At 69.3% G+C, this 11,990-nt stretch carries 12 protein-coding genes; 11 read left to right on the plus strand and 1 reads right to left on the minus strand.

Annotation, left to right across the window (positions count from 1 at the left end; translation table 11 throughout):
- From K7G19_RS24775 to K7G19_RS24820, 10 genes are all read left to right on the plus strand, one after another.
- The coding region (locus tag K7G19_RS24775) for a DNA polymerase III subunit gamma/tau C-terminal domain-containing protein (protein WP_304524176.1) at positions 1 to 876 on the plus strand (876 nt) is incomplete at its 5' end.
- 126 nt (positions 877 to 1,002) lie between these two features.
- On the plus strand, positions 1,003 to 1,335 hold the full coding sequence (locus tag K7G19_RS24780) for a YbaB/EbfC family nucleoid-associated protein (protein ID WP_023263605.1): 333 nt from the start codon (positions 1,003 to 1,005) through the stop codon (positions 1,333 to 1,335).
- A gap of 28 nt (positions 1,336 to 1,363) precedes the next feature.
- Positions 1,364 to 1,978, plus strand: a complete 615-nt coding sequence (gene recR, locus K7G19_RS24785; protein WP_149319859.1) for a recombination mediator RecR — start codon at positions 1,364 to 1,366, stop codon at positions 1,976 to 1,978.
- Positions 1,979 to 2,027: 49 nt separating this feature from the next.
- Positions 2,028 to 2,933 (plus strand): LysR family transcriptional regulator, encoded by a 906-nt coding sequence (locus K7G19_RS24790; RefSeq protein WP_053822073.1) that lies wholly within the window; start codon positions 2,028 to 2,030, stop codon positions 2,931 to 2,933.
- A gap of 251 nt (positions 2,934 to 3,184) precedes the next feature.
- Positions 3,185 to 4,381, plus strand: coding sequence for a CaiB/BaiF CoA-transferase family protein (locus K7G19_RS24795; protein WP_149319860.1), 1,197 nt, complete (start codon positions 3,185 to 3,187; stop codon positions 4,379 to 4,381).
- Positions 4,378 to 5,370 (plus strand): hydroxymethylglutaryl-CoA lyase, encoded by a 993-nt coding sequence (locus K7G19_RS24800; protein WP_226109644.1) that lies wholly within the window; start codon positions 4,378 to 4,380, stop codon positions 5,368 to 5,370. The genes K7G19_RS24795 and K7G19_RS24800 overlap by 4 nt, the downstream gene beginning before the upstream one ends.
- Positions 5,371 to 5,541: 171 nt before the next feature.
- The gene (locus tag K7G19_RS24805; protein WP_149319861.1) at positions 5,542 to 6,570 is read left to right on the plus strand and encodes a tripartite tricarboxylate transporter substrate binding protein; all 1,029 of its coding nucleotides are present in this window, start codon (positions 5,542 to 5,544) and stop codon (positions 6,568 to 6,570) included.
- Positions 6,571 to 6,749: 179 nt separating this feature from the next.
- The gene (locus tag K7G19_RS24810) at positions 6,750 to 7,796 is read left to right on the plus strand and encodes an ABC transporter substrate-binding protein (protein WP_149319862.1); all 1,047 of its coding nucleotides are present in this window, start codon (positions 6,750 to 6,752) and stop codon (positions 7,794 to 7,796) included.
- A gap of 196 nt (positions 7,797 to 7,992) precedes the next feature.
- Positions 7,993 to 8,805, plus strand: a complete 813-nt coding sequence (locus K7G19_RS24815; protein WP_150082064.1) for an ABC transporter ATP-binding protein — start codon at positions 7,993 to 7,995, stop codon at positions 8,803 to 8,805.
- A 122-nt stretch (positions 8,806 to 8,927) separates the two neighbouring features.
- Complete coding sequence (locus tag K7G19_RS24820; RefSeq protein WP_226109647.1) at positions 8,928 to 9,719, plus strand: ABC transporter permease; 792 nt, start codon at positions 8,928 to 8,930, stop codon at positions 9,717 to 9,719.
- Positions 9,720 to 9,778: 59 nt separating this feature from the next.
- Here K7G19_RS24820 and K7G19_RS24825 read toward each other — a convergent pair whose 3' ends face one another.
- Positions 9,779 to 10,753, minus strand: a complete 975-nt coding sequence (locus K7G19_RS24825) for an NADPH:quinone oxidoreductase family protein (protein ID WP_226109649.1) — start codon at positions 10,751 to 10,753, stop codon at positions 9,779 to 9,781.
- 265 nt (positions 10,754 to 11,018) lie between these two features.
- On the opposite strand from K7G19_RS24825, the gene surE reads away from it, so the two are divergent.
- Complete coding sequence (gene surE / locus K7G19_RS24830; RefSeq protein ID WP_226109651.1) at positions 11,019 to 11,771, plus strand: 5'/3'-nucleotidase SurE; 753 nt, start codon at positions 11,019 to 11,021, stop codon at positions 11,769 to 11,771.
- The last annotated feature ends 219 nt before the right edge of the window (positions 11,772 to 11,990 follow it).

Here is an 11,990-nt window from a genome sequence, read left to right on the forward strand (position 1 = left end):
GGCGGTGCCGCGCGACCCGTGGCCGCGCCTCCTGCGGCCGCACCGGCGCCTGCGCCGGCCGCCGCGCCGACGCAATCGCTGCGCCCGGCCGCGCCGCAACGCCGGCCGGAGCCGCCGCGTCCGTCGGCTGCACCGCAGGCTCCGGCTCAATCTCAAGCCCGATCGCAAGGTCCAGCTCAAGCTCAAGCCCCGGCGCAGGCGGCACCGTCCGCGAGCGCGTCCGCCGAGGCCCCGCCATGGGAACTGGCCGGCGGCAGCGACGTACCGCCGTGGGAAGAGCTGCCGCCCGACCTGCCGCTGATCGGCCCGTACGACAGCGAACCCGAGCCGCAGCGTGCCGCGCCGCTGCGCCGCCCCGAGCCGCCGCGCACGGCCATGCCCGTGTCCTCCGTGCCGGCCGCGGCCGATGCGGCCGCATCGGACGAAGCCTTCGCCGCGAGCCCGAGCAAGACCCCGCCGCCCGCCGCGCCGCTGCCGCCCGACGACGGCACGCCCGCGATCTTCAGCGGCGACTGGCCCGCGCTGGCCGCCAGCCTGCCGCTGAAGGGCCTGGCCCAGCAGCTCGCCTATCAGAGCGAACTGGCGCGCGTGCAGGGCCGCACCTTCGTGCTGCGCGCGCCCGTCGCCGCGATCGCCGAAGGCAACGCGGTCGAGCGCCTGGCGCAGGCGCTGTCGGACCATTTCGGCGAAGCGGTGCGCGTGCACTGCGAGGTCGGCGCGGTCAGCGAGACCGCCGCGGCCGCCGATGCGCAGGCGCGCGCCGAGCGCCAGCGCGCGGCGGAGGCGGCGATCGAGAACGATCCTTTCGTGCAGGGCCTGTTGCGCGAGTTCGGCGGCCAGATCGTGCCGGGCTCGATCCAGCCGCGCGCGCTCTGACACCGGTACGCCGCGCATACGACCCTATCGCGCCTATCGCCCCTTTCGCCCCTTTCGCCGATCGAAGCCGCGCGGCGCGCACCGACCCACGAATCCACCGAATCCATCGATATCAGGAGAAGCATCATGATGAAGGGCCAACTCGCAGGGCTGATGAAGCAAGCCCAGCAGATGCAGGAAAACATGAAGAAGATGCAGGAGCAGCTCGCCCTGATCGAGGTCGAGGGCCAGTCCGGCGCCGGCCTGGTCAAGGTGGTGATGACCTGCAAGAACGACGTCAAGCGCGTGACCATCGATCCGAGCCTGCTCGCGGAAGGCGAGGACAAGGAGCTGCTGGAAGACCTGGTCGCCGCGGCCTTCAACGACGCGGTGCGCAAGGCCGAAGCCACCACGCAGGAGAAGATGGGCTCGATGACCTCGGGCCTGCCGCTGCCCCCGGGCTTCAAGCTGCCGTTCTGAGTGCCGGCTTGCCGAACGCGGACTCACGATGAAGGCATCCACTCCCACCTCGCTGCAGGCGCTGGTCGAGGCACTGAAGGTGCTGCCCGGCGTCGGCCCGAAGTCGGCGCAGCGGATCGCCTATCACCTGCTGCAGCATGACCGCGAGGGCGCGCGCCGGCTCGGCGACGCGCTGCGCGGCGCAGCGGATGGCGTGCGCCACTGCGCGCGCTGCAACACCTTCACCGAGGCCGAGGTCTGCGAGACCTGCCTGGACCCGCGCCGCGATGCCTCGCTGCTGTGCGTGGTCGAGACGCCGGCCGACCAGGTGATGATCGAGCAGACGCTGACCTATCGCGGCCAGTATTTCGTGCTGATGGGCCGGCTGTCGCCGCTGGACGGCGTCGGTCCGCGCGAGATCCATCTGGACCGGCTGCTGGCGCGCGCCACCGATCCCGCGCTGGGCGGCCCGGTGGCCGAGGTCATCGTGGCCACCAATTTCACCAGCGAGGGCGAGGCCACCGCGCACTATATCGGCGAGATGCTGAAGGCGCGCGGGCTCAAGGTCTCGCGGCTGGCGCGCGGCGTGCCGGTCGGCGGCGAGCTCGAATACGTCGACGCCGGCACCATCGCGCGCGCGGTCATGGACCGCCGCACGCTGTGAAGCGCGGCGCCGTATCGCTTCGCATCGACCGGCATGGTCTGATCGCCCGATGAACCTGGCCCGCTTCGATCTGGTCACGCTGGGACTGTTCGTCGCCGTCGCGCGGCAGGGCAGCATCTCGGCCGGCGCGCGCCAGTCGCATCTGGCCGTCGCCGCGGCCAGCAAACGGATCTCCGATCTCGAGGCCGCCGTGGGCGCGCCGCTGTTCTTCCGCCATGCGGCCGGCGTGCAGCTGACCGAGGCGGGGCAGGCGTGCTTCCATCACGCGCTGACCGTGCTGCAGGACGTCGAGCGCATGGCGGGCGTGATGTCCGACTATGCGTCGGGCGTGCGCGGGCAGGTGCGCGTCTGCGCCAACACCTCGGCGATCACGCAGTTCCTGCCCGACGACCTGGCCGGCTTCATGCGGCTGCATCCGACCATCCGCATCGAGCTGGAAGAGCAGAACAGCGGCGATATCGTCGCGGCGCTGGTCGAGAACCGCGCCGACGTCGGCATCTTTGCCGACCGCACGCCCAGCGCGGGCCTGGTCACCGTCGAATACCGCCAGGACGAACTGGTGCTGGTCACGCCGCCGGGGCATCCGCTGTCGCAGCGCGGGCCGGTGCGCTACGCCGATACCCTCGAATACGACTTCGTCAGCCTGCCGCAGGTGACCTCGCTGGCCGCGCGCCTGCTCGAGGAGAGCAGCCGGCTGGAGCGGCCGTTCCGGCTGCGCATCCAGGTGCGCAGCTTCGATGCGATGTGCCGCATGGTGATGGCCGGCCTCGGCGTCGGCGTGCTGCCGCGCATCGCGGCCGAGCCGCACGTCAAGTCGATGGGCCTGTCGCTGGTCAAGCTGCAGGACGCCTGGGCGCAGCGCTCGCTGCTGATCGGCATGCGCGATCCCGCCGCGCTGACGGTGTCGGCCCGGCTCCTGATCACCCATCTGTGCGGCGATCGCGCGCCATTCTGAGCCCCGGGCTCCGGCCGACCGTCTCCGCGTCATCTCCCGCGTCATCTCCCGCGTCATCTCCCGCGTCATCTCCCTCCGGCTTTCGCGTTCGGTGAAAGCCCGCTTCACCGATTGACGCCTTCCGCGCCCGCCGGGGCTGCGGCACACTGCGGCCAAATTCGATCGCACGGTCCGGCCTCCGCCGCAAGGGAGCGCCACGGACCGACCGCCAGACGGCGATCGCCACACACCGATCCCCGGAGACAATCCGCATGCCGCGACAGATTCTGGATGGCATCCGCGTGCTCGAACTCGGGCAGCTGATCGCCGGCCCCTTCGCCGCCAAGACGCTGGCCGATTTCGGCGCCCACGTGATCAAGGTCGAACCGCCCGGACAGGGCGATCCGCTGCGCAAATGGCGCATGCTGTATCAGGACACCTCGGTCTGGTGGGAGGCGCAGTCGCGCAACAAGGAATCGATCTGCATCGACCTGCGCAGCGCTGACGGGCAGGCGCTGGTGCGCAAGCTGGCCGCCGAGGCCGACGTGCTGATCGAGAACTTCCGCCCGGGCACGATGGAGAAGTGGGGCCTGGGCTGGGACGTACTGCACGCCGCCAATCCGAAGCTGATCATGCTGCGTGTATCGGGCTACGGCCAGACCGGGCCGAAGCGCGACGAGCCCGGCTTTGCCGCGGTCGCGGAGGCGATGAGCGGGCTGCGCCATCTGACCGGCGAGCCGGGCCGCCCGCCGGTGCGCGCGGGCCTGTCGCTGGGCGACACCATCGCCGGCTTGCATGGCGCGCTGGGCGTGCTGCTGGCGCTGTACGAGCGCGATGCGCGCGGCGGCACCGGCCAGGTCATCGACGTGGCGCTGTACGAGGCGCTGTTCAACCTGAGCGAGAGCCTGCTGCCCGAGTATTCGGCCTTCGGCGCGGTGCGCCAGCCGGCCGGCGGCGCGCTGCCCGGCATTGCGCCGTCCAACGCCTATCCGTGCGCCAGCGGCGAATACGTGCTGGTGGCCGCCAACGGCGATGCCATCTTCAAGCGGCTGATGCAGGCGATCGGCCGCGCCGACCTCGCCGACGATCCGGCGCTGGCGCGCAACGACGGCCGCGTGGCACGAGTCGAGGAACTCGACGCCGCGATCGCCGCGTGGACCCGCACGCAGGATATCGACAGCGCGCTGGCCGTGCTGCGCGAGGCCCAGGTGCCGTCCGGCCGCATCTACACGGTCAAGGATATCGCCGAGGATCCGCATTACCGCGCTCGCGGCGTGATCGAGCAGGTCACCGCGGCCAGCGGCCTGACCGTCGAGGTGCCGGGCATCGTGCCGAAGCTGTCGGGCAGTCCCGGCGCGATCCACGATCGCGCGCCGACGCTGGGCGAGCATACCGACGCGGTGCTGGCGCAGGCCGGCTTCGATGCCGCGACCATCGCCGACCTGCGCGCACGCGGGGTGGTGGCATGAACACGACCGCATCGAGCGTGCATTCGACGACAAACTTCCCGCTGCGCGGCCCGGCCCGCATCGAGGTCAACGAGGTCGCGCCGCGCGACGGCCTGCAGATCGAACCGGTGGTGGTGCCGACCGATGCCAAGGTCGCGCTGCTGGAGGCGCTGTCCGCCTGCGGCTTCGCCCGCATCGAGGCGACCTCGTTCACCTCCGCCAAGGCGATCCCCGCGCTGGCCGACGCCGAGGCGGTGATGCACCGCATGCGCCGTGCCGAGGGCGTGCGCTACACGGTGCTGGTGCCGAACCTGCGCGGGCTCGAGCGCGCGCTGTCGTGCCGGCCCGACGAGGTCAATCTGGTGATGTCGGCCAGCGAGACGCACAACCGCGCCAATCTGCGCATGACGCGCGCGCAATCGCAGGCGCAGCTGCTGGCGATGATCGAGGTCGCGCGTGCGGCCGGCGTGCCGGTCAATATCTCGCTGTCGACGGTATTCGGCTGCCCGTTCGAGGGCGAGGTCGCGATCGACGCCGTGATGGCGCTGGCGCGCAGCTTCGCCGAGGCCGGCGCGGACGGCATCACGCTGTGCGATACCACCGGCATGGCCTATCCGACCCAGGTGCGCGCGGTGTGCGAGACCTTCCGGCGCGAACTGCCGGCGACCGGCCTGACCATCCATCTGCACAACACCCGCGGCATGGGGCTGGCCAATGCGCTGGCTGCCTGGGAGACCGGCGTGTCGCGCTTCGATGCGGCGGCCGGCGGGCTGGGCGGCTGCCCCTATGCGCCCGGTGCCAGCGGCAACGTCGCCACCGAGGAACTCGTGCACATGTTCGCGTCGATGGGCGTGGACACTGGCGTCGACCTGCAGCGCTTGCTCGGCATCATCGGCGAGCTGCCCACCGTGGTCGAGCGCGAGGTCTGCAGCCAGCTGCTGCGCGCCGGTCCGCGGCTGCGCACGCATCAGCCGCCGGCCTGGCTGGCCGAGCATTTCGCGGCGCAGTAAGGCCCGATAACGGCAAGCCCAGGGCACAGCACGCACAGCACGCACAGCCCGCATAACACGCATAACACGCACAACACGCACAACCCCATCAGCAAGCCCGCGGACCTGGTCCGCACCTACGAATCACAACCCACAACCCGAACAACAACATCGATTCCTGGAGGAGACAGCATGTCGATCCGTACGTCCCAACCGTTTCATTCCCTCGATGCGGCCAGGCCTGGCCGCCGTCGTCTGCTCGCCGCGGCCGTCGCTGCCGCCGCGGCCTGCCTGAGCGCCGGCGCGCAGGCGCAGGATGGCGCCTATCCGAACCGCCCGGTCACGCTGATCGTGTCCGCGGCGCCGGGCGGCACCACCGACCTCGCCGCGCGCATGATTTCCGAGCCGCTGGCCAAGGCGCTTGGCCAGCCGGTGGTGGTCGAGAACCGCCCCGGCGGCGCCGGCGGCATCGCCGCGCAACTGGTGGCGCGCGCCAAGCCCGACGGCTACACGCTGCTGGTGCAGTACTCGGGCTTCCACGTGATCACGCCGCTGCTGATGAAGGGCCTGTCGTGGGATCCGGTCAAGGATTTCGCGCCGGTCGCCAACCTGCTGTCCGCGCCGCAGGTGCTGGTGGTGCGCCCGAGCCTGCCGGTCAAGTCGCTGGCGGAACTGGTGGCCTATGCCAAGGCCAATCCGAACAAGCTGAACTACGCCTCGTCGGGCAACGGCTCGCTGCAGCATGTGTCCACCGAGCTGCTGAACCAGATGGCCGGCATCCGCATCACGCACGTGCCGTACAAGGGCACCGGTCCGGCGATGACCGACCTGCTGGGCGGCTCGGTCGACCTGACCATCACCACGCCGCCGCCGCTGATTCCGCATATCCAGGCGGGCAAGCTGCGCCCGCTGGTGGTCACCAGCAAGAATCGCCTGCCCAGCCTGAAGGACGTGCCGTCCGCGCCCGAGGCGGGCTACGCCGATCTCGACGTGTCGTCGTGGTTCGCGATGTACGCGCCGGCCGGCACGCCAAAGCCGGTGGTCGACAAGCTGACCGGCGAGATCGACAAGATCATGAAGACCGAGGCCTTCCGCAAGAAGGCCGAGGAGCTGGGCGCCGAGGCGAAGTACATGAACCCGACGCAGCTGGGCCAGTACCAGCGCGCCGAGCTGACGCGCTGGGGCAAGGTCATCCAGTCGGCCAATATCCAGGCGGAATGATGCGCTGGTCCTCCCCGCGCTAGGTAGTGTTCCCGATTGGGGCGACCCGCCGGCCTCGGATAGCATCGCACGGAGCCGCGCGGCGGCCCCGGCATGCCGTCAGGCCGTCCGGCGGGTCGCTTCGGCGTCGTGCGTGGCGTCATCACACCGCGCGGGAACACAATAAGCAGGAGACACAGATGTACAACCGCAAATTCTGGAAACAGGTGCTGATCGCGCTGGTGCTGTTCCTGGCCGGCTGGTTCACCTTCGGCGGCTTCGCGCATGCGCAGGGCAAGCCGGAGAAGGCCAAGGTCACGATCGCGGTCGGCGGCAAGAACCTGTTCTACTACCTGCCGCTGACGATCGCCGAGCGCCAGGGCTACTTCAAGGACGAAGGGCTCGACGTCGAGATCGTCGACTTCGCCGGGGGCGCCAAGGCGCTGCAGGCCGTGGTCGGCGGCAGCGCCGACGTGGTTTCGGGCGCCTACGAGCACACCATCAACCTGCAGGCCAAGGGCCAGAACTACCGCGAGTTCGTGCTGCAGGGCCGCGCGCCGCAGATCGTGCTGGTGACTTCCAACAAGACGATGCCGGACTTCAAGTCGGTCGCCGACCTGAAAGGCAAGAAGATCGGCGTCACCGCGCCCGGTTCGTCGACCAACATGATGGCCAACTTCGTGCTGGCCAAGGCCGGGCTGAAGCCGTCGGACGTGTCCTTCATCGGCGTGGGCGCCAGCAACGGCGCCGTGGCGGCGATGCGCTCGGGCCAGATCGACGCGATGGCGAACTTGGACCCGGTGATCTCGATGCTGACGCAGAAGAACGAGGTGCGCGTGGTGGCCGATACCCGCACGCTGAAGGACACGCAGGCGGTGTTCGGCGGCAACATGCCGTCGGGCTGCCTCTATGCGTCGGCCTCGTTCATCGAGCAGAACCCCAACACCACGCAGGCGCTGACCAATGCGATGGTGCGCGCACTGAAGTGGCTGCAGAAGGCGGGCCCGTCGGACATCGTCAAGACGGTGCCGGAGAGCTATCTGCTGGGCGACCGCGCGCTGTATCTGTCGGCGTGGGAAAAGGTCAAGGAAGCGATCTCGCCGGACGGCATGATGCCGGCCGACGGCCCGCGCACGGCGCTGGCGACGCTGCAGCAGTTCGATCCGGCGCTCAAGGGCAAGGCGATCAAGCTGGACCAGACCTTCACCAACAGCTTCGTGCAGAAGGCCAACGCCAAGTACAAGTAAGCCGCACCGCGGCGCGCATCGGCGGCCGCGGCAAGCCTGGCCCGCTGCCCGCAGCGGGCCTTTGCTTTCGCGGGGCCGGCCTTGTATCAGACAAAGGGCGCCGCCGCGTCATCGACGCCCGGTCATCGTCGATCCGTCATCGAATACCACGCCGCCGCCGGCCCGGCCGACGCGCGGCGCAAGCACAGCGAAACGCATGAGCATTCCGGCCCTTTCCCTCGACAACGTCACCTGTACCTTCATCTCGCGCGAGGACCGCAGCCAGCGCTACACCGCCGTCAAGGACGTCTCGCTGGCGATCGCGCCCGGCGAATTCGTCTCGGTGGTCGGGCCGACCGGTTGCGGCAAGTCGACCTTGCTCAATGTCGGCGCGGGCCTGCTGGCGCCGTCGTCCGGCCAGGTGCGCGTGTTCGGCGAGCCGCTGACCGGCATCAATGCGCGTGCCGGCTACATGTTCCAGACCGAGGCGCTGATGCCCTGGCGCAGCGCGCTCGACAACGTGATCGCGGGGCTCGAATTCCGCGGCGTGCCGCGCGCGCAGGCGGTGGCGGAAGGGGAGGAATGGCTGCGCCGCGTCGGCCTGGGCGGCTTCGGCGACCGCTATCCGCATCAGCTGTCGGGCGGCATGCGCAAGCGCGTCGCGCTGGCGCAGACGCTGGTGCTCGACCCGGACATCATCCTGATGGACGAACCGTTCTCCGCGCTGGACGTGCAGACGCGCCAGCTGATGGAAAACGAGGTGCTGGAGCTGTGGGCCGCCAAGCGCAAGGCGGTGCTGTTCATCACGCACGACCTGGACGAGGCGATCGCGATGAGCGATCGCGTGGTGGTGCTGTCGGCGGGACCCGCCACGCATCCGATCGGCGAATTCGACATCGATCTGCCGCGGCCGCGCGACGTGGCCGAGATCCGCAACCATCTGCGCTTCGTCGAGCTGCACGCGGCGATCTGGGACGTGTTGCGTGAGGAAGTGCTCAAGGGCTATGCGCAGCAGCGCAAGGTTGCCTGAGGCGGACCTCACCAACCTGCACCAACCTGCACCAGCCCGCACTGGCCCGCACCAGTCCGCACCAGTCCGCACCAGTCCGCACTGATACCGACGATCCTGGAACTCACAAGCAAAAACGATCCATGGCATTCCGTACCGATTCCCCCAGCATGCTGCGCGTCTGGCAGCTGCTCGTCCTCGTGGTCATTCTCGGCACCTGGCACCTGGCCACGCGCTCGCAACAGGTGGCGTTCTTCTTCGGCGAGCCGTGGCTGGTGGCGCAGCGCGTCTGGAGCTGGTTCTTCGTCGAGCGCGACATCTACCTGCACCTGGGCGTGACGCTGCTCGAGACGGTGCTGGCCTTCGGCATCGGCACCGTCGCCGGCCTGGGCGTGGGCCTGTGGCTGGCGCTGAGCCCGGTCGCCTCGGCCATTCTCGACCCATATATCAAGGCGATGAACTCGATGCCGCGCGTGATCCTGGCGCCGATCTTCGCGGTGTGGTTCGGGCTCGGGATCTGGTCCAAGGTCGCGCTGGCGGTGACGCTGGTGTTCTTCATCGTCTTCTTCAACGTCTACCAGGGCGTCAAGGAAGTCAGCCCCGTGGTGCTGGCCAACGCGCGCATGCTGGGCGCGAACCGGCAGCAGCTGCTGCGCCATGTCTATCTGCCGAGCGCGACCAGCTGGGTGTTCTCGTCGCTGCATACCTCGGTGGGCCTGGCCTTCGTCGGCGCTGTCGTCGGCGAATACCTGGGCTCGGCGCGCGGCGTCGGCTACCTGATCCTGCAGGCGGAGGGGACCTTCGACATCAACACCGTGTTCGCGGGCATCGTGGTGCTGACCGCGTTCGCGCTGGTGCTGGACTGGATGGTGGGGGTGGTGGAGCGCCGGCTGATGAAGTGGCAGCCGAAGAGCGGGGAGACGGAGAAGCTGTAGGAGGGATTTTTCCCTCTCCCGTGCGCGGGAGAGGGATGGACCTGGGATTCGGCGGGACCTTAGGGCGTGATCACGATCTTGCCGGTGACCTTGCGCGCCTCCATGTCCTTGAGCGCCTGCGGGGCCTGTTCCAGCGGATAGCGCGCCGAGATGTGCGGGCGGATCTTGCCTTCCTTCATCCAGCCCAGCATCTGCGACATGTTGGCCTGGTTCGCGCGCGGCTCGCGGCGCGTGAATTCGCCCCAGAACACGCCGACCAGCGAGGCGCCCTTGAGCAGCGCCAGGTTCAGCGGCATCTTGGGAATCTCGCCGTTGGCGAAGCCCACCACCAGATAGCGGCCGCGCCAGCCGATCGAGCGGAATGCGGGTTCCGCATAGATGCCGCCGACCGGGTCATAGATGACGTCCGGACCCTTGCCGTCGGTCAGCGCCTTGATGCGCTCGCGCAGGTCCTCGGTGCTGTAGTTGATCAGCGCGTCGGCGCCATGTTCCTTGCAGACAGCCAGCTTCTCGTCGGTCGACGCGGCCGCGATCACGCGCGCGCCGATCGCCTTGCCGATCTCGATCGCGGCCAGGCCGACGCCGCCGGCCGCGCCTAGCACCAGCATGGTCTCGCCCGCCTTCAGTTCGCCACGATCGACCACCGCGTGGTGCGAGGTGCCATAGGTCAGCGTGAAGGCGGCGGCGGTCTCGAAATCGATGCCGGGCGGCATCGGCACGACCGCGGCGGCGGGCGCCTTGGCCTGCGTCGCGAAGGCGCCGTTGCCCAGATAGGCGATCACCTTGTCGCCGGGCTTGACGTGGCTGACGCCTTCGCCGACCGAGTTCACGATGCCGGCCAGTTCCGATCCCGGCGAGAAGGGCAGCTGCGGCTTGGCCTGGTACTTGTTCTGGATGATCAGCACGTCCGGGAAATTGACGCCGGCGGCCTTGACGTCGATCACCACTTCGCCGGGACCGGCGACCAGGTCGGGCAGGGTTTCGAGCACCAGCGAATCGGGCGGGCCCCAGGCTTTGCACAGTACGGCTTTCATCGTGTCTCCATTGAATGTCTTGATGCCTCGATCTGGACCGCGCGGCCACGCGGCCCGGGCTAGTGTAGCGCAGAAATAGTACGGTCGTTCAGTTCGGCGGGGCCGGTGGCGGTCGCAGTGATGGTCACGGTGGTGATCACGGTGGTGGCTGCGGTATTGGCCTCGGCGTTGGCGGGGGCTGTGGCTCCGATTTAGGTGCAAATCGCTCGGCGAAGCGGCCCCGCGACGCGACGCCATCGCAATCGCCTCGGGTACAATCGCGGCCATGCACATCCTTCTCGCCAACGACGACGGTTACCTCGCGCCGGGACTTGCCATGCTGCATGCCGCGCTGGCGCCGCTGGGCCGTATCACCGTGATCGCCCCCGAGCAGAATCATAGCGGCGCATCGAATTCGCTGACGCTGCAGCGCCCGCTGACGGTGTTCGAGGCGCGCGAGGGCGTGCAGAAGGGATTTCGCTTCGTCAATGGCACCCCGACCGACTGCGTACATATCGCGCTGACCGGCCTGCTCGACGAAAAGCCGGACCTGGTGGTGTCGGGCATCAACCAGGGCCAGAACATGGGCGAGGACGTGCTGTACTCCGGCACCGTCGCCGCCGCGATCGAAGGCTTTCTGCTCGGCATCCCGTCGATCGCCTTCTCGCAGGTCGACAAGGGCTGGGAACATCTGGATGCCGCGGCCCGCATCGCGCGCGGCATCGTCGAGCGCGCCATCGCGACGCCGCCGCGCGAACCGTTCCTGCTCAACGTCAATATCCCCAATCTGCCGTACGAACATATCCGCGGGCTGCGCGCCACGCGGCTGGGCAAGCGCCATCCTTCGCAGCCGGTGATCTCGCAGGTCAATCCGCGCGGCGAGACCAATTACTGGATCGGCCCGGCCGGCGATGCGCTCGATGCCAGCGAAGGCACCGATTTCCACGCGACCGCGGAGGGCTTCGTTTCGCTGACGCCGCTGCAGCTGGATCTGACCCACCGCGCCCAGCTCGACGCGCTGCGGCAATGGCTCGCATGAGGCCAGCCGCGTGCCGGCCGCAGGGACCCTGGGCGCGTTGAGGCCATGAGTTCGAGCCCGCGCCGTCCGAAGTTTCCGCTGACGCTCGACTCCGTGGTCGAGCGCAAGCCCGCGCCCGCGCGGACCGCCGGCCTGCCGGCGATCGTCGGCAAGCGCGCGGCCACGCCGGCCCCCGCGCCGACGCCGGCGCGCCGTGTGCCGCCCGCCGCCGCACCGGTG

Origin of the sequence: Cupriavidus sp. DB3 (assembly GCF_020418465.1) — a bacterium.
Classification (GTDB): domain Bacteria; phylum Pseudomonadota; class Gammaproteobacteria; order Burkholderiales; family Burkholderiaceae; genus Cupriavidus; species Cupriavidus cauae.